At 51.6% G+C, this 23635-nt stretch carries 22 protein-coding genes; 11 read left to right on the top strand and 11 right to left on the bottom strand.

Annotation, left to right across the window (positions count from 1 at the left end):
* Positions 1 to 145 precede the first annotated feature (145 nt).
* Positions 146 to 634 carry a type II secretion system protein gene (locus NV375_RS12615; protein ID WP_309491684.1) on the top strand — a complete coding sequence of 163 codons (489 nt, stop codon included), beginning with the start codon at positions 146 to 148 and terminating at the stop codon, positions 632 to 634.
* 50 nt (positions 635 to 684) lie between these two features.
* Here the strand turns inward: NV375_RS12615 and NV375_RS07010 are convergent, their stop codons facing one another.
* From NV375_RS07010 to NV375_RS06995, 4 genes are read right to left on the bottom strand one after another with little or no spacing between them, the layout of a single operon-like run.
* On the bottom strand, positions 685 to 3660 hold the full coding sequence (locus tag NV375_RS07010) for a DUF6701 domain-containing protein (RefSeq protein ID WP_258807465.1): 2976 nt from the start codon (positions 3658 to 3660) through the stop codon (positions 685 to 687).
* Positions 3647 to 4099, bottom strand: coding sequence for a hypothetical protein (locus NV375_RS07005; protein WP_258807464.1), 453 nt, complete (start codon positions 4097 to 4099; stop codon positions 3647 to 3649). The genes NV375_RS07010 and NV375_RS07005 overlap by 14 nt, the downstream gene beginning before the upstream one ends.
* Entirely contained in the window at positions 4089 to 4931 is an 843-nt protein-coding gene (locus tag NV375_RS07000) for a type II secretion system protein J (RefSeq protein WP_258807463.1), read from the bottom strand. The genes NV375_RS07005 and NV375_RS07000 overlap by 11 nt, the downstream gene beginning before the upstream one ends.
* Complete coding sequence (locus NV375_RS06995) at positions 4931 to 5497, bottom strand: prepilin-type N-terminal cleavage/methylation domain-containing protein (protein ID WP_258807461.1); 567 nt, start codon at positions 5495 to 5497, stop codon at positions 4931 to 4933. Before NV375_RS06995 ends, NV375_RS07000 begins: the two co-directional genes overlap by 1 nt.
* Positions 5498 to 5615: 118 nt before the next feature.
* On the opposite strand from NV375_RS06995, the gene NV375_RS06990 reads away from it, so the two are divergent.
* The 9 genes from NV375_RS06990 to tldD all read left to right on the top strand — a co-directional run bounded on the left by NV375_RS06990 (position 5616) and on the right by tldD (position 16964).
* Positions 5616 to 6122: a prepilin-type N-terminal cleavage/methylation domain-containing protein gene (locus NV375_RS06990; protein WP_258807460.1), complete on the top strand. Its 507-nt coding sequence runs from the start codon at positions 5616 to 5618 to the stop codon at positions 6120 to 6122.
* 158 nt (positions 6123 to 6280) lie between these two features.
* Complete coding sequence (locus tag NV375_RS06985; RefSeq protein ID WP_126753798.1) at positions 6281 to 7324, top strand: rod shape-determining protein; 1044 nt, start codon at positions 6281 to 6283, stop codon at positions 7322 to 7324.
* Positions 7325 to 7330: 6 nt separating this feature from the next.
* Positions 7331 to 8212, top strand: coding sequence for a rod shape-determining protein MreC (gene mreC, locus NV375_RS06980; protein WP_258807459.1), 882 nt, complete (start codon positions 7331 to 7333; stop codon positions 8210 to 8212).
* Positions 8202 to 8684, top strand: a complete 483-nt coding sequence (mreD, locus tag NV375_RS06975; protein WP_258239837.1) for a rod shape-determining protein MreD — start codon at positions 8202 to 8204, stop codon at positions 8682 to 8684. The genes mreC and mreD overlap by 11 nt, the downstream gene beginning before the upstream one ends.
* Positions 8685 to 8702: 18 nt before the next feature.
* Positions 8703 to 9272: a nucleoside triphosphate pyrophosphatase gene (locus NV375_RS06970; RefSeq protein WP_258807458.1), complete on the top strand. Its 570-nt coding sequence runs from the start codon at positions 8703 to 8705 to the stop codon at positions 9270 to 9272.
* Complete coding sequence (gene rng / locus NV375_RS06965) at positions 9269 to 10738, top strand: ribonuclease G (RefSeq protein ID WP_258807457.1); 1470 nt, start codon at positions 9269 to 9271, stop codon at positions 10736 to 10738. The genes NV375_RS06970 and rng overlap by 4 nt, the downstream gene beginning before the upstream one ends.
* Before the next feature lie 26 nt (positions 10739 to 10764).
* On the top strand, positions 10765 to 14742 hold the full coding sequence (locus NV375_RS06960) for a YhdP family protein (protein ID WP_258807456.1): 3978 nt from the start codon (positions 10765 to 10767) through the stop codon (positions 14740 to 14742).
* On the top strand, positions 14660 to 15517 hold the full coding sequence (locus tag NV375_RS06955; protein ID WP_258807455.1) for a carbon-nitrogen hydrolase family protein: 858 nt from the start codon (positions 14660 to 14662) through the stop codon (positions 15515 to 15517). The genes NV375_RS06960 and NV375_RS06955 overlap by 83 nt, the downstream gene beginning before the upstream one ends.
* Entirely contained in the window at positions 15510 to 16964 is a 1455-nt protein-coding gene (tldD, locus tag NV375_RS06950; RefSeq protein WP_258807454.1) for a metalloprotease TldD, read from the top strand. Before NV375_RS06955 ends, tldD begins: the two co-directional genes overlap by 8 nt.
* On the opposite strand, the gene yjgA is transcribed toward tldD, so the two are convergent.
* On the bottom strand, positions 16961 to 17476 hold the full coding sequence (gene yjgA / locus NV375_RS06945) for a ribosome biogenesis factor YjgA (protein WP_258807453.1): 516 nt from the start codon (positions 17474 to 17476) through the stop codon (positions 16961 to 16963). The genes tldD and yjgA overlap by 4 nt on opposite strands.
* Before the next feature lie 66 nt (positions 17477 to 17542).
* On the opposite strand from yjgA, the gene pmbA reads away from it, so the two are divergent.
* Positions 17543 to 18889, top strand: a complete 1347-nt coding sequence (pmbA, locus tag NV375_RS06940; RefSeq protein WP_258807452.1) for a metalloprotease PmbA — start codon at positions 17543 to 17545, stop codon at positions 18887 to 18889.
* 4 nt (positions 18890 to 18893) lie between these two features.
* Here pmbA and mgtE read toward each other — a convergent pair whose 3' ends face one another.
* From mgtE to NV375_RS06910, 6 genes are all read right to left on the bottom strand, one after another.
* Positions 18894 to 20255 (bottom strand): magnesium transporter, encoded by a 1362-nt coding sequence (gene mgtE / locus NV375_RS06935; protein WP_258807451.1) that lies wholly within the window; start codon positions 20253 to 20255, stop codon positions 18894 to 18896.
* A gap of 65 nt (positions 20256 to 20320) precedes the next feature.
* Complete coding sequence (locus tag NV375_RS06930) at positions 20321 to 20599, bottom strand: HPr family phosphocarrier protein (protein WP_258807450.1); 279 nt, start codon at positions 20597 to 20599, stop codon at positions 20321 to 20323.
* Positions 20596 to 21447, bottom strand: coding sequence for an RNase adapter RapZ (gene rapZ / locus NV375_RS06925; protein ID WP_258807449.1), 852 nt, complete (start codon positions 21445 to 21447; stop codon positions 20596 to 20598). The genes NV375_RS06930 and rapZ overlap by 4 nt, the downstream gene beginning before the upstream one ends.
* Positions 21448 to 21449: 2 nt before the next feature.
* Positions 21450 to 21908 (bottom strand): PTS IIA-like nitrogen regulatory protein PtsN, encoded by a 459-nt coding sequence (gene ptsN, locus NV375_RS06920; RefSeq protein ID WP_258807448.1) that lies wholly within the window; start codon positions 21906 to 21908, stop codon positions 21450 to 21452.
* 3 nt (positions 21909 to 21911) lie between these two features.
* A complete protein-coding gene (hpf, locus tag NV375_RS06915) occupies positions 21912 to 22199 on the bottom strand; it encodes a ribosome hibernation promoting factor (RefSeq protein ID WP_126771668.1) in 288 nt (95 codons plus the stop codon).
* Positions 22200 to 22225: 26 nt separating this feature from the next.
* Entirely contained in the window at positions 22226 to 23611 is a 1386-nt protein-coding gene (locus NV375_RS06910) for an RNA polymerase factor sigma-54 (protein WP_258807447.1), read from the bottom strand.
* Positions 23612 to 23635: the final 24 nt, after the last annotated feature.

Genomic DNA, 23635 nt, shown 5'->3' with positions numbered 1-23635 from the left:
TGCTGTTGAGTTTCTCGCGTTATGCGGTAGCGCCGAGTGATAAATAGTGGGTATATTAGTCACTAGGTAACGCAGAGACACGGGTAACTTGCACCTGAAGCACTTGGTTTCAAGGTGATATTATTTTAACTAGGGAGATGTGCAAATGAAACGGCAACAAGGTTTTACATTAATTGAATTGATCATCGTGATTGTTGTGCTGGGGATCCTTGCGGTAACTGCAGCGCCACAATTTATTAATTTCTCGTCTGATGCGCGCGAGTCAACAGTGAAAGGTGCGCAAGCGTCAATCCAAGGTGCGATGCAGCTGGTTTACGCGCGTAGCTTAGTGAATGGCACTGAAGATACTAACCCTAGCTCAGTAACCACGGAAGGCGGTACTGTGACGACTGCATTTGGTTATCCAACTGCTGATGCCGCAGGCATTGCGGTAGCAGCAGGTCTTAGTGCAAGCGATTGGACACAAGTAACAAATGGTGACGACTCTGACGTGGCAGTAGGCGCGATTGGTTTTCACCCAGTTGGCGTCGAGCCAGATTTTTCTGGTGCAACGGACAGCTGCCATGTGCTTTACACCCAAGCGGCGGATGCAGACACTGCAGCAACAGTTTCGGTTGATACTGCTGGTTGTTAACGGATTCATGATGTAAAAAAAAGGCGCTCTTCGGAGCGCCTTTTTTGTACTTACTGCGTTAAGTCCTGTTCACTTAGCTTGCGTACATTACCGCGATACTCGCCAAAGCCACCAAAGGCACGAGGGTCGTTATAGGTTGTGCCATCGGGATCCTGCCATGGGTACTCCAGAAAGCTAGGAACGTCGAGCTCGAAACGGAATTCGCCTTGTGCTGGTGTACCGGTTGGTGCCGTCCAGAACAGTGGCGCTGTGCCAACCGTACCATCGATAAGAGTGCCGGGCGCACCACCAGGGGTCGTGGTGATCGGGTCGATGTAATCCACCACCGCCAAATTTACGGGATCATAACCACTGCACTGGTCGGCCGGATGGGTGGTAAAGAGCTCACCATTCCAATATTCCGCTCGCAACGCTACCGGTAAATTCGAACTTTCCGGACCATAGCTATTATCTAGAGCAAGGCGACCGTAGACCAGATTTAGCTCACCGCTTAACGGAACTGCGTCGCCACTAAGTGTGGTCAAAGTAACTTGAGCTGGCAGAAAATCGCGGTTGTCGATCTCGCTGGCCACTTGTAGACCAACTTCGATTGCGGTAAATGGACCGTCAGGTGTTAAATCTGCGCGCTTTTGCAAGGTGGCATCGTTGACTGCTAGCAGTAGTTGGCCGTCGATCCATGTGGTAGGCAAGGTTGCTTGCCAACGCGAGGTGAAGTCGTCGGCGCTGGTGTCAGCAGGGGTGTTGCGCACCACTGACGTCAGCACTGCGGTGCCAACGTAATACTCACCGTAATTGTAGAGACGCAAGTTATCGACACTACGGGCCTCAAGTGTTGCATCAAGTAAGGCGGCCGCATCGCCCATGTAGGAAAAGTCTCCAGCGCTACAGCTATCGGTAACACTCCCCGTAAGCAGGGTGAAATGCGCGGGGTAAAAGCGTCCAATCGGGCTTGGCGGTCGGCTAAAGGCATCACCACCGCCCAAGTAACTATTATTTGGGAGGGCTGCCCTAAGGTTGACGGTCCCAGCTTCGTTCCAAACCACAGCGTCCGACGCGTAAGCCCCTGCTAAGGAGCCACTGGGTGTGAACGGGTTGGGTAGTTGCAACTTACTGGCATCCGCATTTGGATGCGATGGCAGCGGGTAAGCGACGGAGTCAAAACTTGCAGAGACGGCGAGTGGCGTGACTTCGTTACCGAAGTTAGGCGTGACCTGACCGTTGGCATTAAAGCTACGCACAATGGCGCTAAAGGACTCACCGGCGGCGGCATAACCTGCGCCACTATCCGTGGTTGCAGCGACCGGTTGACCTGAACTGTCCAGTGCTTGCACGGTGAGTGTGTGGGGTTTAACCACATAATCATTAAGACTGGTCCCGACGAGGACGAGGCTGGGATCATTGACCGTCGGATTGCCGTTGGCTGAAGCGTTGAGATCAACGCGTGCGTGCATGCGCAATAACCCGACATCGGTGTAGTTATTGGTGAGCGTCGTGGTGCCGCTACTATCGAAAGTAAGATTGAACACGCTGTAATTGAGCGTCGAACCAGCGTTGTTGAGCGCTACAGTTTCGCCGTTTACTTGATATTCTTGCCCAGCTTGGCACTGTGTTGGATTGCTGCATTGAACTGCTAGCTCGACCGCCTGCGGGCCTGAAAGACGCGCTTCGCAGGCGCCAGTAGTGGTATTGGTTTGCACCGCACGCAAGGTGGTCGTGAAGTCGACACCCGCGAAGCTACTCGGAATGGTACTTTGTCCATCGGCTGCTGCGACAATGAAACCGGCGGTGTTAAAGTCGACCGTACAATCGGTTGCCACGGTACCACTGCTATCAACACATTGACTCGCGGCAACAGGTGCGGGTGAACTGCCCGTTGCGGCAAGCGTAGCAGTACCGCCAGCGGGCCACTGCAAGCCAGCGACACCACTACCATTGGCGAAGTTAAGGGTGGCTGAAGCACCGTTGCTACTGACAACGTCACCCCCTTGCCACACTGGCCCATTGGCACCAGCGCTAAGGTCGACCGCGACATTACCGTTATAAAGCTGCGAGCAACTGGCATCGGCGCAGGCCAAAACCTCTACCACCGCACTGTAGCAACTGACCACCGACTGTGGGTGACGAATGCGCAAGTGATGAATGCTTGGTTGCGGGCCACAGCCTATGGCTTCGAGCAAATCTTCTTGGACCTCGGGGCTGTAGTCAAAGTTAGTATTGTTGCCTACCGTGATAGTGCCGGGGGTAAGAATGGCGCCTTGGTAATTATTGTTGTTGCCAAGCGTAACCGAGGTCGATGCGAAGGGACTGTAGATCAGGCCGTTGAAGTTAATGACGGTATTACTTGCGCCACCTTCGTTGTAGTTGCCAAGATTGACATATGCACCGTCGTACAAAAAGACCAACATGTCGCCGACCGGGCCCGAGCTATTCACGAAAATATTATTATCACCAATAATGTAATCGCGCACGAACAGCCGAACTTGCCCCTGCGGAACAATATTAATGTAGGAGTTATTGTCGAGGTCGAGGCGTTCGATAAAGTAATCACCGGGACCTAATTGCGCCTCAGAATCGCGGCCTTCAAAAGTGAGTTCTTCAATGTAATAGGTCCCCCCGCCGCTGAAGGTAACCAAAGGTGTTGCATTACCTCTTTTATCGGTGGAAATAGTACCGTAGCTACCCGGCGCAATAGTGGTCGCATTGACTAAGTCGGCACCACCGGTTTGCGAACTGGGAAACGTGCTGGGTGAAAGTGGGGGGAATTGCAAGTCAACTGTTTCAACTTGGCCAATTGGTGTGGGTGTATTCCCTGTGCCATCGATAACATTATCGTTAATTTCTGAATTATTGCCGTACTCAAAGCCGCTTTCACCAATAATACCGTAATCAAACAGGTCGTTGTACTGCTCGCATTGCGCAGCGCTTGGTGTTGTTTGCGCATTGGCAATACCGCTGTTTAACACTCCAGCTGCAAAGACCAAAGCACTTATGCTTAACGGTAGCCAAAAACGGTTATTGAACCCCATCACCAATCTCCACCAAAATGCGTTTTGAAAAATGAAAGTCGCCACCCGTGCAGCTTCCTTCAGCAATAATGCGTACGTGGGTGCCACTATAAGGATGATTTAATTGTAGCTGATTACAGCGAACAGCAGCGTCACACTGCGTTAACCCCTGAGCTGCAAAGCTGTAATTCCGCACAACGGGCGGCTCGTTACCACTCCGAGCCGGACAGATCGTGGTGTTTAATTCGGCATCTAATGGATACAGTTCGGTCATGAGTAACTGCACGCCGCTCTGCGCGGCAAGTTGCGCACGCGTGCCTAACACATCACTCGCGACCGCATTAGCACTGTCGTTTAGTGCGCGAACTAAAGTGAGGCCGAGCAAAGCCACAATCAGCAACACGAAGAGGGCAACTGCAAGTGCAGCGCCACGCTGTAAAGGGTGCGCGTTAAGGTACATTGGGAATATAAACCTCATGCGTGATGTCGATGGTGGCGTTCTGATCCTCGCTGGAAACGAAAGCAAAAAACAGTCGCACTAAGTTGCTGCGTTGAAGGCTTGGCTCAAGGACCACAAAGGGAGCTTGTCCCGCACTTAGAGTGTTAGCGACATCGACTGCCATGACCTGCTGGCTGCCAGCGCTACTTTGCAACGTAGTTAAGCCGGGCTGCGTACCGCTAAGACCATAGTTGGTAAAGCGAACGAGTTCGTTGCGTGCCTCATCAATACACCAACTGACAGGGTTCGCACCAAAGTAAAACGTACGCGCGGGGCTGTCGGTAAAAAACTCACTTGGCGAACCAGCCAACGTAAGCGTGGCGAGGCCGTTCTGCGGGGTATCGACAGCTATGGCAGCGATGGTTTTACGTCGCGTTTGGTCAGTACTGTAGATATAACTCGGTTCCGTCGCATAGACGAGAACATAACTTCCCACCAGGTTCGCGGTGTTTAAACTTAAATAAGGGGTCACCACGACCATCGGGGTGGTGCCGCCTGGGCCAGGGCGTGGTAATGATAAGTACACATTACTGCCGAGCATCGGCATAAACTCAAGACAGGCACCGTTGCTGCGTGCACTGCGCGGCACCGCAGAACGAATTTCGCGACTCAGACGTTCGACAGCGAAGCGTTGTTCTGCGACCAGCTGTGTACGTGACCCGACTTGGGCGACGATCTCGCTGCCAATGCCCAAGAAACTAAAGGAGTAAATCGCCAAGACGGCGAGCAACACTACCACAATAATAATTTCGACGAGGGTGAAGCCGCGCTGAAGGCTTGTATGGGCCCGCATTAATAGTTCCCCTTAATGAAGGCGAACGTGAAGTCTTGCGATTGCGCAGTCGTGAACGTCACTTGCACGCGCTTGAAGCGGGTAACGGTGCCACTGCAGCTACCCTGGGGGTCGCTGTAACACACCTCAATGGCGTAGCTAAAACCACGGTAGTCGTCGCTGATATCGGTGCCTAATGCGTCTTGGAGATTAGGTTGAGCGACATGCAGCAGGTGATAATCATCAATATCGTCAAAGCGCTCACGCGTTTCGCTATCGGGGCCTAGTGTGCTGCTGCAGGCGGGCGCTCCAGTTTCGCCACAGCGCAACGAGCCGCCACTGCGGTCACTGTTTTCATCAAAGGACTTGCCTTGAATTTCTTCAATGAAAGCTTGGGCTAAGTTCGCCGCGCGTACTTGTAATACGGGTTCCGCACTGCGCAGGGCTTGCGGAAAAATGAGCGTGGCTACGAGCGATAAGGCAAAGGCGAGAACCACTACACCGATGATCAGTTCGATCAAAGTAAAGCCGCGCATGGACGTTGCTGCGGTGACCGAAGGCCAAGTGAGTGGAGAGCGTTGCTTCATATTTTAGTTGTTGTTCGCAGTTGCTTAATTTATGGTCAGTTTATCAACAATCTTTAACTTGTTAAGTCAATACTATACTCTTTTTACATATTTTCGCACTGCGACCTCGGAATTGGGCATGACAGCAAACTTGAGTGTAAAAAACGTGCAAGGCTTCTCGGTCATCGAGTTGATCGTCGTTATCATCCTGTTGGGCATTATTGCGGTCACTGCGGGTCCTGCATTTATGAGTCGTGACGGCATTGCCGAGCAACGTGTGCAGACCGAGTTACTAAGCCTATTACGGCTGAGCCAAGAGCGCGCCATGCAGGATGTGAAACAACGGTGTTATGGCATTACGATCAGTGCTGCTGAGTTGCAGCCCTACACTTGTGGTGAAACCATTACGAATGCGGAAAAGATTCCACTTGCAGCTGAGGTGACTGTCACCGTAACGGCTTCGTTAGCAAATGCGCAAGCGCGTTGGCTTTTTAACAGTTGGGGTTGCCCAGTGTCCGAAAATCACAGCAGCGTGGCGGAACCATGCGGTCAAAGCAGCGTCGAATTTACGATTAACGGTGCGACAACGCGTTATGTTTGTGTGCAAAGTCATGGGTATATCCGCAGTGGTGCCTGTAGTGCATAAATCGGACGTTATTAGCAGTGTCAAAGCAGGCAAAAAATATGCAATAATACGCACAAGCTATGCGGAGTGCGCTTGCTCGACAAATCAGCTATTGCTAAAGTGAGTGCGTTTTCCCACCAACCCGATAGAACAAAAGACCAGTAAAGGGAACACCCCTGATGTTTAAGAAATTGCGCGGAATTTTCTCAAACGATCTCTCCATCGATTTGGGTACAGCAAACACACTTATTTACGTGAAAGACGAAGGTATCGTGCTGAACGAACCTTCGGTTGTTGCCATTCGTCAAGAGCGTTCGGGTGGCCCGAAAAGCGTGGCAGCTGTAGGGCATCAAGCGAAGCAAATGTTAGGCCGTACGCCGGGCAATATTAAAGCGATTCGACCTATGAAAGACGGTGTTATTGCCGACTTCTATGTGACCGAAAAGATGCTACAACACTTCATTAAGAAGGTGCATGACAGTCACTATTTCCGCCCGAGTCCACGCGTATTGGTGTGCGTGCCTTGTGGTTCGACTCAAGTTGAGCGTCGCGCCATTCGTGAATCAGCCCTCGGTGCAGGTGCGCGCGAAGTTTACCTTATTGATGAGCCTATGGCGGCAGCGATTGGTGCAGGTCTTCCGGTATCTGAAGCGACCGGTTCAATGGTCGTCGATATTGGTGGTGGTACTACAGAAGTTGCGATTATCTCTTTGAACGGTGTGGTCTATTCATCTTCTGTGCGGATTGGTGGTGATAAGTTCGATGAAGCCATTGTGAATTACATCCGCCGCAACTTTGGCTCATTGATTGGTGAAGCAACTGCGGAACGAATCAAACATGAAATTGGCTCGGCGTTCCCTGGTGACGAAGTCCGCGAGATTGAAGTTCGTGGCCGTAACCTTGCCGAAGGTGTGCCGCGGTCATTTACGCTGAACAGCAACGAAATCCTTGAAGCCCTGCAAGAGCCGCTGATGGGAATCGTGAGTGCGGTAATGGTTGCCCTTGAGCAATCACCGCCAGAGCTAGCATCAGATATTTCCGAGCGCGGTATGGTGCTCACCGGCGGTGGTGCATTACTGCGTGACCTTGACCGTTTGTTGATGGAAGAAACAGGAATTCCAGTGATTATCGCCGATGATCCGCTTACCTGTGTTGCACGTGGCGGCGGTAAGGCGCTCGAAATGATCGATATGCATGGTGGTGACCTGTTTAGTTATGAGTAACACGCCATGAAGTCGCTGTTTGAACACGGCCCTTCATTAAGTACACGGCTACTACTAGCGCTGATTGTAGCTGGTACGCTGATGTTCCTCGACCACCGGCTGCAAACGATGCAGCCGGTGCGTTCGTTTTTAAGCACCGCCACTGCTCCCGTGCAATATCTCGCCGTTTTACCTGAAGAAATTATGGACCGCTTGGTGTATTTAGCCACCACACGGTCGGCGCTGCGCGAAGATAACCAACGTCTGCGCGATGAATTACTTGGCTTGCAAATGGCGGTACAGCGCCTCAACTTTCTCGAAAATGAAAATGCGCGGTTGCGACAACTGCTGGGCTCCGAAGTACGGGCGGCCAGTCGCCGCATGGCTGCTGAGGTGGTTTCGGTCGCTACCGATCCGTTCTCGCATCAAGTGGTGATTAATAAAGGTTATCAAAGTGGCGTTTACGAAGGTCAGCCGGTGCTCGACAATCGCGGTATCGTTGGTCAGGTCATTAGCGTCGCGCGTAGTACTGCTCGGGTCCTGCTGATTGCCGATCAAAGCCATGCGATTTCGCTGCGCGCTGAACGCAATGATATTCGTGTGATTGCACAAGGCACGGGCTCGTTGACCCAGCTCGAGCTGAGCTTTATTCCGCATAGTACCGAGCTGAAAGAAGGTGATGTCCTAGTGTCATCGGGACTCGGTGGCGTTTTCCCCGAAGGGTATCCAGTTGCAGAAATCAGTGTGATTAACCGGGATGAACGTCTTCAGTACGCACAAGTCTTCGTCACACCGTTTGCCCAGCTTGACCGGGTGCGTACGCTATTGCTGTTGTGGCCGGCGGATGCCCAAGAACAACCCATCTATGAAGACGCGGTGGAAACCGACGAGGTGAACGATGTGGGTTAAATCAGGGCTGTTGCCGTTACTATTTAGTTACGTACTGGCATTGGTGTTAACTATTATGCCGATTCCTGCGGTATTGGAGCCTTGGCGGCCGGATTGGGTGAGTCTGGTACTGATTTATTGGTTGATCGCGATTCCCCATCGTGTGGGTTTCGGGACTGTGCTCATCATGGGCCTGCTGACGGATATTTTGATGGGGAGTACCTTTGGCATCTATGCTACCGCGTTGGTACTGATGGCTTACCCAGCTTTGCGCCACTTCCAGCGCATTCGAAATTATTCACTGACGCAACAATTGCTGATTGTCGGTGTCTTAATTTTTGTGAAACGCGTTATCGTCTATGAACTTGAACACGTGCTCAACGACGCCGTGTTTAATCTGCCGTACCTTTACCCGGTGCTTTCTTCGGCCATTATTTGGCCTTGGTTATTTTTGATTTTGCGCCGTTATCGTCGCCGCTATCTGATCCGTTAAAACCTTCAGGAGTCGTTTATGCATCTGGTCTTAGCCTCCGGCTCACCGCGTCGCTATGAATTACTGCAATTACTGGATCGGCCCTTTTCGGTAGTACGTCCTGAGGTGCCTGAGCAACAAGAGCCGAACGAATCCGCTGCAGATTATGTGCAACGATTGGCGAAGACAAAGGCGGAAGCAGGTGCCGTGATGGTTGATGACGACGCACTGGTGCTGGGTGCCGACACCATTGTGGTGTGTGACGAGCAGGTGTTAGAAAAGCCGTTGGATGAAGCGGACTTCAACAGAATGGTGCAAATGCTTTCTGGGCGTAGCCACCAAGCTATGACTGCAGTCGCGTTGCACCATAATGGTGCAACGGATGTCGTCTTGGTCACCACTTTGGTGCATTTTAAGGCACTTACGGACGCGGAGATAGCCGACTATTGGCGTTCTGGCGAGCCGCACGACAAAGCTGGCGGTTATGGTATTCAAGGCCGTGCGGCAAAGTTTGTTGAGCGCATTGAAGGTAGCTATTTAGCTGTGGTGGGGCTACCGTTATACGAAACCGAACAATTAATCCAAGCCGTTGAGAGTAAAGCGAAATGAGCGCTGAAATATTAATGAATGTGACCCCAACAGAAACGCGGGTGGCATTAATTGAAAACGGTATACTGCAAGAGATCCACATTGAGCGCCAAGCCAAGCGTGGGCTGGTGGGTAACATCTATGTAGGTAAGGTTGCGCGGGTGCTGCCTGGCATGCAGGCTGCGTTTGTGGATATCGGGCTTGATAAAGCGGCGTTTTTGCACGCCTCTGACATTGTTTCGCCGTTGTCGGCAGCTGAAGGTGTCGCACCGCGCCCAGATTTAGCGCCTGATATTGCAACGCTAGTGCGTCCAGGTCAGCATATCTTAGTGCAGGTCGTCAAAGACCCGCTTGGCACAAAAGGGGCGCGACTGACCACCGATATTACGATTCCGTCGCGCTACATGGTGTTGATGCCGCAGTCGCCGCACGTGGGCATTTCGCAACGTATTGAAGACGAAGCAGAACGTGAACGTTTAAAACAGGCGGCGCAACCGTATTGTGACGAAGAGGGTGGCTTTATTGTACGTACCGCGGCCGAAGGTGCTAGCGATACCGAGTTACGCCGTGACGCCGCCTTTTTACGACGGCTTTGGGATACCCTCCAAAAGCGTCGCAAAGGCATGCGTAAGATCGGTATGGTCTATGAAGACCTCAATCTATCTTGCCGAATTTTACGCGATTTTGTCGGTGATGAAATTGAGCGCATTCGGGTCGACTCGAAAATTACGTTCGAAGTGCTGCAAGAATTTGTGCACGAGTTTATTCCTGAATTGGAAACAGCATTAGAGTACTACGCTGGTGAGCGGCCCATTTTCGATATGTTTGACGTTGAAAATGAAGTGCAGCGCGCGCTTGATCGCAAAGTTGAGCTGAAATCAGGCGGCTCGATCATTATTGATCAGACCGAGGCGATGACCACGATCGACATCAATACGGGTGGCTTTGTCGGCCATCGCAACCTCGAAGAAACGATTTTCAACACCAACATTGAGGCGACGCAGGCCATTGCGCGACAACTGCGACTGCGTAATTTGGGCGGGATTATTATCATCGACTTTATTGACATGCAAAATGCTGATCATCGGCGTCGTGTGTTGCATAGTCTTGAACAGGCGTTGGCAAAAGACCGTGCGAAAACCTCGATTAATGGCTTTACCTCACTTGGTTTAGTCGAAATGACGCGCAAGCGTACGCGTGAGAGTTTAGAACATGTGTTATGTTCTGAATGCCCCGTGTGTAATGGCCGTGGCACCATGAAAACGGTTGAGACGGTGTGCTACGAGATTATGCGCGAAATCGTGCGCGTGAATCGTGCTTACGCCGCAGATCATTTTGTGATTTACGCTTCGGCTGCGGTGACTGATGCGTTGTTAAACGAAGAATCGCACGCACTGGCCGAGCTTGAAGTGTTCATTGGTAAGCAAGTTAAGATCTCCGTCGAACCGCTCTACCACCAAGAGCAGTTTGACGTCGTTATGATGTAATTGATGATGTAGTTGGTAAAGAGCCTATGTGGCGAGTGTCATTAAAAGTAGCCTACCGAACCTTACTCTACAGCATCGCGACAGCCTTGGTGTTGTTCGCAGTGTTGTTGAGCGTATTGCGCTACTTACTGCCACAGCTCCCCGACGTCACTCAGCAGGTCGAACACTTTTTTGCCGATAACTATGCCGCAGAAATTGTCGTCGGTCAGTTAGGCGCAGACTGGAATAGCGCCGGACCACAACTGATTTTGCAAGACATTGAAGTGCAACGCCTTGCCGGCGAAGCCACTCAGTTTCAACTCAATGAAGCGCGTGTGGTTTTTAACTTTTGGCAGAGTTTGCGCACATGGTCATTGAAGTTTGAGCAAGTCACCTTAGCAAATTTGCAGCTTACTTATGACTTACGCAACCCTTCACTCGGTGACAACGCTGATCTGACCGATACGCTGCCGCGGTTTTTTCTCAATCAACTCGACCAAGTGACGATTGAGGAGAGTCGCTTAGAGTTGATCAATTTGCTAGGTGTGCGTCACGCAGTGGATATTGAGCGTCTGAGCTGGAGCAACCAAGGGCGCTCGCACCAAGGCTTTGGCAGCTTGCGACTGGCGGATCTTGCGGCGAACTCCTTGGACGTGATCATTGATGTTGAAGGTAACGACCCGCGGGATTTAGCGGGCCAAATTTATGTGCGTGCCGAGAATTTGGATATTGCCGGCTACTTGCAGCAAAAAGTGGTGGACGCGCAAATCTCGCAAGCGGAATTCAACTTCACGATGTGGCTGAACTTCGCCCAAAGTGATTTTCGTAATGGCATTTTGCAGTTAGGTCGTAACGAACTGCACTGGAAAGTCGCAGAACGTCGTCACCAACTCGTTATTCCAAAAGGCTTGCTCAAGTTACGACCAAGCGAAGAAGGGTGGTTGGTGAATAACAACCCGATTACGTTGGTGCAAGATGATACAACGTGGACGCTACCCACGGTCAGTTGGCTGCAAACCCCTGACCACTACGCGTTGAGTGCTGAGGATGTGCCCCTAGCGCCACTGGTGCAACTGGCGACACTCACCGGTAGTCGCGGGCAAGAGTGGGCTGATAAGTTGCGAGAAGCAGCGTTCACCGGTACCGTCGATGTTAGCGTCGAACAAAAGCTTCGTGAGCCACTGCAATGGCAAGTTGGCGCGCGCGACATTGCCTGGCAAAGCTTTGCGGGAATTCCTGGGTTAACCAACGTCAGTCTTGATGTACGAGGTTCGGGGCGCCAAGGTCACTGGCGGTTACAGGGAGCGGAAAGCTCGATGAGTAGTGCTTACCTGAGCGATCGGCAAGCCTGGCGGTTTGAACAGCTCGCTGCGAATGGTCGATTTACCACAACCGCCGATACGTGGGAATTAAGCGTAGCGGAGACGAGTCGCTTTGACTTAGTAGGGCTGCCGCTTCGCGCGCAAGCGCGTTTGCGCTTTGACCAAGAACTGTATATTGATGCCAAAGTCGCCAGTGCCGCAGCTGAACCTATTCCTGCCGATGTGTTGCGACAATATATGCCGCAAGCGATGGGTGCAGATCTCTATGACTATTTGCAAACAGCATTGCTAGAGGGCGCAGCAACAGATATTGCCATGGTGTGGCGTGGCCCATTGGCGGACTTTCCCTACCAAAAGCCGACTGGTGTTTTTCGTGCCCAGGCATCGATTGAAGAGTTAGTGTATCGGTTTCAGCCAAATTGGCCGGTCGTCACTGATGCCAAGGCTTATGTCCACTTTGGCAATGAACGTATGCATATACTCACCACCGATGCGGTGATTGAGGGCGTGACGCTGCCGCGGGTGGATACTGAAATCGCCGATATTCTTGCCCAACCGTCGACGCTGACGATTGAAGGCGCAATCACGGGGCCCAGTGAACGTTTACAGCCCTTATTTGCGGCAAGTCCGCTAGCGGATTCATTGGGTACTACACTTGCTGAGTTGCAGCTGTCTGGACCATTACGTGGCGCCTTGCAGCTGACGATTCCGTTAGACAATAGCCAGCAAGTGGTTGCCGAAGGGTACGCCGATCTGGAAGGGAATGACCTCTATGTGGACAGCTTAGGTGAAAACTTTACTGATCTGCGTGGGCGGATTCATTACCGCAATGATGTTATCGACGCCGAAAACTTAACTTTTGCTTGGCAACAACTTCCGGTGACCGCAACACTCGAAGGTCGAGCGCGCGAACAAGATTATCATGTAAAGGTAGCGATTGACGCCTTGTGGTCGATGACGAAGTTGGCTGAGCAAAAGCCGACCACTGCACAAATTGCCAACGGCGAATTCGCTTGGCACGGTCAACTGGCCTTGTCGTTGCCCGAGGCGGGCGGCTACTCCTTTCATTGGCAGCAACAATCCGATCTCAATGCCCTTGAACTCACCTTGCCCGAACCGTTTGCGGTGGCTATCGGCGAAGCCATGCCTTGGCAATTGCAGGTCTCAGGTGGCCCTGAAAGTTTGCTAATTAACAGTACGCTCGGCGAGCATAGCTTGTTGGAACTGCAATACAACGGTGACGCATCGGTACTGCAACAAGGTTATGGCCGCATTGGTGAACGCGTGGGGCAATTGCCCAACCCCGATCTATTAGGCCTCAACCCGCAATTCCCGTTGGAGGTAGGCTTAGGCCAAGCCGACGCTGCGCAGTGGCTGGATACCATTGCCAACATTAAGCAGTGGTGGAGCGAACAGCAAATCGCCAGCGATCGGCAACGTCATTTTGCGAGCCCAATTCCAGATGTGATTGAGGTGCAAGTCGCAACACTTGAATTTGGCGAACATCGTATGCATGACAATGCCATTGTATTGTGGCCGCAAGAAGAGCCTGTGGAGCAGGAAATTATCGACACGTGGCGCTTTAATTGGCGGGCGCAAGAGGCCGTCATGCAAGGTAGTTATTGGCCAGCGTTTAGGGATCGCAGCGAGCGCGTTGAAATCAGCGCGGACTATTTCGAATTGGCGGCACCGGTGGCACCTGAGCAAGTCGCTGAAGAGCTTGTTGCCGAAGTTGCAGAGGCGGCGGCACCGCAGGATTTCAGCCGCTGGCCCGAATTTCAATTTGATTGTAAGCGATGCAGTTACGGCGCTTACGACTTAGGTGAAGTTTCCTTCCGTCTGGTACCGGATGTCGAGCTGGTTCGCCTTGATGATATTCGTATCCGTAATGGCGAACATGAACTCAATGCGCAATTGCGCTGGCTATTAGCAACCGCCGACCAAGCTGCGGTCACCGCGGTCACCGGAACCTTTAACAGTGAGGACTTAGGTAACTTTCTGAGCGACTATGACATTACCTCGATCGTGCAAGACAGTCCTGCAGATTTTGATTTTGAGCTGGCTTGGCAAGGTACGCCAGAAGCCTTTAATGTTGCCTCACTCGATGGCAGTATGAACTGGCGTTTAGGGCAAGGTTATCTGAACGACGTCAGCGATGGCGGCGCACGCATTTTCTCGATGTTGAGCCTGGAAAGTATCTTACGTAAATTACAGTTTGATTTTCGCGATATCTTTGCCAATGGCTTGTTCTTTACAGAGTTTGCTGGACAGTTCGCCATTGACGACGGTGTCGTCAGTACTGAGCAGGCGCGCATGAATGGGTCTGCTGGCGATATGGAAATTAGCGGTATCAGTAATTTGGTCACCAATGCGATTGATTACCAGCTGTACTTCGTGCCTAAAGTGACATCCAGCTTGCCGGTTATTTTAGCGTGGATGGTGAATCCGCCCTCGGGCCTTGCCGCATTGCTTATCGATCGGATGCTGCAAGACGCGCAAGTCATAAGTCGCTTAGAATATAAGATTTCGGGCACAATCGACGAACCCATCGTTGAAGAGGTTTCACGTGACAGTCGTGAAGTGCCGATTCCCGTCGACCAACTACCGCAGGAGGAGCCTGATGCAGCAGCACAAGAAAGTTCAACTGACAGCGGTGCAAATGACCAGCCTGCCAGAGCCGCAGCAGAATCTGAAAATAATTGAACAATTACTGCAGCAACTTCCCGCCGCTCGACCGCAATTGGTCGTCTTGCCAGAAGCCTGTTTGTGTTTTGGCGCGGGCGATAAACAACAACGTTCCTATGCCGAACTCTACAGCGAAACAGCGCCCTTGCAGGCACAATTAGCGCAGCTGGCGGCGCAGCATGGCATTTATTTGTTGGTCGGGACGATGCCGATTGTTGACGACCAAACCGCTGAGAAATTTTCCGCCGCATCATTATTGTTTGGGCCTGATGGTAAGTGTTTGGCGCGCTACAACAAAATCCACTTGTTTGACGTCGATGTCGCGGATAACACCAAAACGTATCGTGAGTCCAAGTGGACCGAGGCAGGGCAGGAGGTGGTTACGGTGGCTACCGAGTTTGGCACGCTGGGTCTTGCAGTATGTTATGATGTGCGGTTTCCCGAGTTGTTTCGGGCGTTACGCGATAAGGGCGCAGCTATTATTGCGTTACCCTCGGCCTTTACCAAGGTCACCGGCGCCGCGCATTGGCAGGTGTTGACGCGGGCACGAGCGATTGAGCAGCAATGTTTCGTGGTCGCTGGTGCGCAAGTTGGCACTCATGCGAATGGCCGTGAAACTTATGGCCATGCATTGATCATCGATGGTTGGGGCAACGTAGTCAGCGAATGTGATGGGGTAACGAGTCCCTGCTTAGCTACGGCGAGTGTCGAGCTTGATAGCTTGCAACCGATCCGTAGCAATATTCCAGTGGCAAAACATTTTGCCCGTAGTAAGAAGGTAATTCATGAGTGAACACAATCAGGTCATTGATAATTTATTGACCGCAAACGAGCTTGATCTTGAACGCTTGCAACAGCGTTTAGCAGGGCTTTATACCGGCAGTATCGATTATGCAGATATCTATTTGCAGCATAGTCGCAACGAGTCGTGGGTGTTGGAAGACGGCATCGTCAAATCTGGCAGTTTTCACATTGAGACGGGTCTTGGTGTGCGCGCATTACACGAAGATAAAACGGGTTTTGCCTATGCCGACGAAATCACCCCAGTTGCGCTGGAACAAGCTGCTGCGGCAGCGCGCGGGATTGTTACCGCTGGCCAGGCGAACAAAATACACTTTCCTACGGCAGTACAAGGTGCGCCACGGTACCAAGGGCTGGATCCATTAGGTAGCCTCGATGAAGCGGCAAAAATTGCATTACTGCGTGAAATGGATGCTTATGCGCGTTCACTCGACAGCCGTATCGTTGAAGTTATTGCCAGCGTCAGTGGTAGTTATGATGAAGTTTTGGTCATCGCTACCGACGGCACACTAGCGACGGATGTACGTCCATTGGTGCGCGTCAACTGTACGGTATTGGCCGAACAAAATGGCCGTCGTGAACGCGGTAGTGCGGGCGGCGGCGCGCGAGTGGATTACCAGTATTTCTTTACCAACGAGCAGGCTGGGGCCGAGCCACGCTGGCAAAGCTATGCCAAAGAAGCGGTGCGACAAGCGTTGGTAAACCTTGAAGCGCAACCGGCACCGGCTGGCACTATGCCGGTCGTTCTTGGTTCAGGTTGGCCAGGCGTGTTGCTGCATGAGGCAGTTGGCCATGGACTTGAGGGTGATTTCAATCGCAAGGGCGCATCGGCCTATTCCGGTAAGATCGGCGAGCAGGTTGCCTCGGAATTGTGCACTATTGTCGACGACGGTACGTTGGCAGATCGCCGTGGGTCGCTTACCGTTGATGACGAAGGTACGCCGGCGGGTTATAACGTTCTAATTGAGAAAGGGCGCCTGGTTGGTTATATGCAGGATAAAATGAATGCACGCTTGATGGATGTCGCACCTACCGGGAATGGCCGTCGCGAGTCCTATGCGCACTTACCGATGCCACGTATGACCAATACCTACATGTTAGGTGGCGAGGCGAGTCCTGAAGATATTATTCGCAGTGTCAAACGCGGCGTCTATGCGCCGCAATTTGCCGGTGGCCAAGTCGATATCACGTCGGGCAAATTTGTCTTTTCAGCGTCCGAAGCTTATTTAATCGAAGATGGCAAAATTACCGCGCCGCTGAAAGGGGCTACCTTGATTGGTAATGGTCCTGAGGCAATGCGACAGGTCTCAATGGTAGGCAATGATCTTGCCCTTGATAGCGGTGTCGGTGTGTGTGGTAAAGACGGTCAAAGTGTGCCAGTTGGCGTTGGGCAACCAACCTTGAAGTTGGATGCCCTGACCGTAGGTGGCACTGCTTAAGCAGCGGTCACTTCGCGTAAGTACTTGAAGAGCTCGCGCGCAGCGGCGGGCGGTTTGCCTTGCTGCTGTTGCTTTTGCGCTTGGCGATACAGCTGCCGTAGCTTTTGCCGGTCAGCGTGTGGATAGGTTTCCAAAAAGTCTTGGATAGCGCTATCGCCTTCAGCCAAAATCGCATCGCGTTGCTTTTCGAGCTGATGAAATAAAGCATTTTGCTCATGATGGGCGTTTTCAAGTTCGTACAACGCCTGCTCAATAGGAGCAGTGTCACGATTGCGCATCATTTTGCCAATGTGTTGCAGTTGTCGGCGAAAGCCTTCGCGCTTGTTGCGAATACGCTGTGCCAACTGAATAGCGTCAAGTAGGGCTTCGTCGAGAGGAATCTTTTCCAGCTTGCCAGCGGGCAAGTCGACAAGTTTCGTACCCAGCGCTTGCTGAGCTTCTGCTTCACGTTTTAATTGAGATTTACTGACGAGTTGAGCGTCGTCTTGGTCGAAGTCGTGACTATCGTGCATGGTATGTCCTCTGTGCTACCGACATAGTTTAACAGGCAACGCACCAAGCAACCAATGGAGTTTAGTTTGAAACCAGAAATAGCAGAGCTACAAACAGAATTAGCCGAGGTAAAACAGGCGGTAGCCGATGCCCTCGCTTATGGTAAAAAGTTGGGTGCTTCAGCCATGGAGTGCGCGTTAACACGTAGTCGCGGGATTAGTGTGGAGACCCGTCTAGGTGAGGTCGAGACCGTCGAGTTTAATAAAGACGGTGCGTTAGGAATTACGCTGTACAAAGGTCAACAGAAAGGGTCTGCGTCAACGACTGACTTATCAGCACAGGCGATTCGCGCGAGTGTCGAAAAAGCCTTAGAAATCGCTCGTTACACGTCGCCTGATCCTTTTGCAGGCTTGGCTCCGGCCGAACTGATGGCCCGCGATGTACCTGAGCTCGATCTGTGTCACCCAGGTGATCAATCCGCCGATTATGCCTTGGCTCAGGCCTTGCAGTGCGAACGTCACGCCTTGGCGCTTGATGAGCGTATTGTAAACTCTGATGGCGCAAGCTACAGCAGCCATGTCGGTTATCGAGTATACGGCAATAGTCACGGCTTTTTAGATGGTTATTTGCAGTCACGCCACGCGCTGAGTTGTTCGTTGATTGGTAAGCAAGGCGAAGCGATGCAACGCGACTATGCCTACACCGTTGCGCGTGCTACCGCTGATTTGGAATCGCCAGAGCATGTGGCTGAGCAAGCTGCACATGAAACGTTAGCAAGGTTAGGTGCACGTAAAATTAATACCGCAAAGGTACCGGTCATTTTTCGTGCTGATATTGCCAACACCTTATTCGGCCATTTTGTTGGCGCCATTAGTGGTGGCAACTTGTATCGTAAGTCGAGCTTTTTACTCGACAAACTCGGTGAAGTTGTCTTGCCCGATTGGTTGACCATAAAAGAGACGCCGCATTTGTCGGGCGCATTAGCAAGCTCGCCATTTGATCACGAAGGTATTGCGACCAGTGACCGAGTTATTGTTGATAAAGGCGTATTACAAAGTTACCTACTGACGAGTTACGCCGCACGTAAAATGCAGATGACGCCGACGGGGCATGCTGGTGGTATTCATACTTGGCAGGTTTCGCAAAGTGACCAGAGCCTCGCGGATCTGTGTCGCACCATGGGTACCGGCTTACTGGTTACTGAACTTATGGGGCAGGGCGTGAATCTGGTGAATGGCGACTATTCGCGCGGTGCTGCTGGCTTTTGGGTCGAGAACGGCGAAATTCAGTACCCGGTCGAAGAAATTACCATCGCTGGAAACTTGCAGGATATGCTGCGAACGATTGTTGCCATCGGCAACGATACCGATTTACGTCATGGCGTGCGTACTGGCTCAGTATTGCTCGAGAGCATGCACGTTGCCGGGAACTAACAGCTCAGCCCAGTAACAAGGTTGCGGTGCCAAGGAAGGCAAAGATCCCGACCACGTCGGTCACGGTGGTAAGAATAACACCACCGGCCAACGCTGGGTCGATATCGAACTTTTTCAAAATCAGCGGCACGGTAACGCCAGCCAAGCCTGCGGCAAGTAAGTTCGCCATCATCGCGAAAGCGATAATCCCCCCAATCACCAAGTCTTGCTTCCAGGCGGCCACCACCGCGGCAATAAGTAAGGCCCAAATGACACCGTTTAGCGCTCCGATAGCGAGTTCTTTGCCGATCAGCCAACGTTGGTTACTGGGGCCGATGTGGCCTAGTGCCATACCACGGATCACCAAGGTGAGCGTTTGTGAGCCGGCGATACCGCCCATGCTTGGCACGATGGTGTTAAGAATGGCAAGGATCGCCATTTGCGCCAAGATATCTTCGAACATTGAACTAACGGCGGCAGCCAACAATGCGGTGACTAAGTTAACAGCGAGCCAAACCGAGCGGCGCCGCGTACTTTTCCACACCGGAGCAAAGGTATCTTCGTCATCGTCAAGACCCGCCATGCTGAGCATCGAGTGTTGCGCATCTTCACGAATAATGTCGACCACGTCATCGATGGTGATACGACCGAGTAAGTGGTTTTCCGCATCGACCACTGGAGCAGAAATCCAGTCTTGCCGTTCAAACAGTTTCGCTACTTCGGTTTCATCCATATCAACCGGAATGCTCTGCACGTCGGCTTCCATCACGTCACTGACTAACTTAGATGGGTCCACGGTGACTAGGCGCGAAATCGAAATCTCTCCAATAAATTGGTCGTCGCGATTGACCACGTAAAGTTTATCGGTGGCCTCTGGGAGCTCGCCCTTCAAGCGCAAATAGCGCATGACTACGTCAATGGTGACATCTGGACGCAAGGTGATGGTGTCCGTGTTCATCATTGAACCGGCGGTTTCGTCCTCATAGGACAATGCTTTCTCGGCGCGATGACGATCTTGCTCGTCCATCGACTTCAGTACTTCTTGATAGACCTGCTCCGGAAGGCCACGCAAAACGTAAGCAAGGTCATCGGTATCCATGCCTTCGGTGGCGGCGGCCAGTTTTTCTGGCGCCATTTGGCGGATAACCGATTTTTGTACTTCTTCAGAAAGCTCTTCGAGGATATCACCGTGCTCGTCGGCATCGACCAGCTGCCAAATGATGGCACGCGCTTTGGGTGGTGAAGATTCGAGGAGGAGTGCGACATCCCATGCCGGCAAATTATGCAGCTGCCGCCGCGCCTGCACGTACATTCCACGGGCGAGCGCTTCGGTCACATCTTGGAGCCGTTGTTCGGCAAACTCTTTTTCAGCGACTTCTGCAAGCATGAGAAAACTCCTATGAATATGAGGAGTTTATCTTATTTCTTGGAATTCGTCAGTAGCGAAAGTGATTAAGCTTCTTCGTCGAAGCGCGCTTCAATGAGCGCGGCAACGGCATCGACAGCAGCTTGGGCCTCTGGACCTCGAGCGATGATTTCAATTTCCTTACCTTGGCCGCTCGCCAATAACAGTAAGCACATGACACTCGATGCATCGACTTCACGTTCGTCTTGGATAATGGCAACCTTGGCATCAAACTGTTGGGTTAGTTTGACCAGCTTGGTTGCCGCTCGAGCGTGTAACCCAAGCTTATTTTGAATAACGGCAGGCTTGCGCGCTTCTTGAGTCATTTGCGGCGACTCTCTTCACGGTGCCGGACTTGCACTTTGAATTCGTAATCAGTGAAGCGTTCAGCCAGTTGCTCGGCAATATAAACCGAACGATGCTGACCACCGGTGCAGCCAATACCGATCGTGAGGTAGCTACGATTACTGCGCTGAAAATACGGCAGCCAAGTTTCGAGAAAGGTTTCGACTTGGTGAATAAACTTAGTGACTAAAGGTTGTTGCGCAAAAAAATGTTGCACCGCGGGATCGCTGCCGGTGAGTGGCTTAAGTTCTGGCTCCCAATGCGGGTTCGGCAGAATACGGGCGTCAAAAGCGTAATCCAGGTCGGGCGGCAGGCCATATTTGTAACCAAACGACTGAAACACGACGATGAGCCGAGATGCCGCGCGACCGAGTACGCGCTCACTTACCTGCTCGCTCAATTGGTGGACGCTTAGTTCACTACTTTCAATACGCCAAGTGGCGCGCTCCGCCAATGGTTCGAGCAGCTTTGATTCGGTCTGCAAAGCTTCGTTCAGCGGCATTTCGTTGCGCGATAACGGATGCAGACGCCGAGTCTCACCAAATCGCTGTAGCAGCACTTTGTCATTCGAATCAAGAAACAGAATTTCAGGTTTTATCTTGTCAGGTAAGAAATCGAGCGCGTCACTAAGATCGTCGGGTGATGCGGGCAAATTACGGACATCAACGCTAACAGCAACGCTCTCGTATTGATCTTGGATGGCATGCACGAGCGTCGGCAACAGCATGATCGGTAGATTATCGACGCAATAAAAGCCAAGATCTTCGAGTACGCGCAAGGCAATGGTTTTTCCGGAACCTGAGCGGCCACTGACAATGATAAGTTGCATAACTAAGTGCAGTCTTTATCGGTAAAAAGTGTATAGAGTTCTTGGTCGCTCTGAGCTTCGCGTAAGGCTCGAGTACAGGTTTTCTCATTCAGACGCTGGGCTACTGCGGCGAGCGTTTGTAAATGCTGCTCGTGCTCGTCTTCTGGCACGAGTAGGGCGAAAATAATATCCACCGGCTGATTATCAATAGCATCAAAGTCGATCGGTTCTGCTAGCGTGAGCAAGATAGCAACGGGCTTATTCGCTGAACCTAAGCGCCCGTGGGGGATTGCAACACCCAAGCCAATACCTGTACTACCGAGTCGTTCACGATTCAGCAGACTCTCAAACACATCGAAACTTGTGGTGCCAGAGAGGCGTGGCGCAGCCAGTTGTCCGATCAGCTCTAAAACTTTCTTTTTGCTTGAGCCCGCGACTGCACAGCGGGTGCAGTCGGGGCTTAATAGGGTGGATAAATCCATGATTTAGTGACGTTTCATCTTTTCTTTGTGTTTAATCACCTGGCGGTCGAGTTTATCAATTAAACCGTCGATCGCCGCGTACATATCTTGGTGTTCGGAATCAGCGAAAATTTCACCGCCGTTAACATGCAGCGTAGCTTCCGCTTTTTGGGTTAACTTTTCAACATTTAAAATCACATGGACATTGTTGATATGGTCAAAATGGCGCTCAAGCTTGGAAAACTTAGCGTCGACATAATCACGTAGCGCATCAGTAATTTCTATATGGTGACCAGTCAGGTTAATTTGCATAACATCTTCCTTCTATTGTCCAAGATTTAAATTAGACGTTTACGCTGACTCGAGGGCGGAATATTGAGCGCCTCACGATACTTCGCAATCGTCCGTCTAGCGACCTGAATACCTTGCTCGGCCATCAGTTGCGTTAACTTATTATCACTGAGTGGCTTTTTCGGATTTTCGGCGGCAACTAGCTTCTTCAGCAAAGCCCTAATTGCAGTTGATGAACATTCACCTCCTTGATCAGTACTAAGCTGACTCGAGAAGAAGTACTTCAATTCAAACACACCACGGGGCGTATGCATATACTTTTGGGAGGTAACTCGAGAAACGGTGGACTCATGCATTTCAATTGCTTGGGCGATGTCAGCCAGTACCATGGGTTTCATCGCTTCTTCGCCATGTTCAAAAAAGGCTTGTTGGCGTTGCACAATACTGCTCGCGACTTTGAGTAGCGTATCGTTGCGGCTCTCGATACTGCGCATGAACCATTTAGCTTCTTGTAAGTGATGACGAATATAGCTCATGTCGTCGCTTGCTCGGGTATCCTTTAACAGTGCTGCGTAACTATCGTTCACCTTTAGTTTAGGCAAACTTTGCGGATTTAGCTCAACCATCCAGCGATTATTTTGCTTGCGGACCAGCACATCTGGAATCACGTAAGCGTCGTCGCTGGCAGTGAAGCCGTCACCGGGACGCGGCTGTAAATGCTGTATAAGCGTTAGGACCTCAGTCAACGCCTCTTCGTTCAATCGTAAACGGCGAGAGAGCGTCCGATAGTCGCGTGAACCAAGCAGTTCAACGTGTTCAAGCACTGCTTTTTTGGCGGCTGCCAAATAGGGAGTTGCTTCCGGTAACTGTTGGAGTTGCAGGAGTAAGCATTCGCCAACATCACGGGCGCCGACACCAATTGGGTCAAAGTGCTGAATACGTTTAAGTACCACGGCCACTTCACTGGCGTCGATCTCGTCAGGATACTGCGCATTTAATGCTTCGGTTAATTCAGCAATAGACGTTTGCAGATAGCCACTTGCATCAATGGCGTCGATGATCGCCAGACCAATTTGTTCATCTAGCGCAGTCATGTGTGACAGTTGTAATTGCCAACGGAGGTGATCGTGAAGGGTCTCTTGCCCGCAGCCAAAGGTGAGCGCATCGTAATCAGCGTCATGTTGACCCACTGCCCCCAGCAATTCAGCGGTGTAATTTTGATCCCACTCTTCGCCAATTTCGACGCTATCGTCGCTGTGCTCACGCAGTGGGTCGTCTTGCTCTTCTTGCTCGAGTAGTGGGTTTTCTTCAAGCGCTTGTTGGATTTCTTGCTGCAGCTCGAAACTCGACAGTTGCAACAAACGAATGGCTTGCTGCAACTGTGGTGTCATTGACAGTTGCTGACTAAATTTAAACTGCAAGCCCTGCTTCATTAAGCACCACCTACGGGTTGGTCA

The organism is Pseudidiomarina sp. CB1, assembly GCF_024752025.1.
GTDB lineage: Bacteria > Pseudomonadota > Gammaproteobacteria > Enterobacterales > Alteromonadaceae > Pseudidiomarina.
Note: the sequence above shows the minus strand (reverse complement) of the source record. Positions and strands in the feature narration are given on the sequence as shown.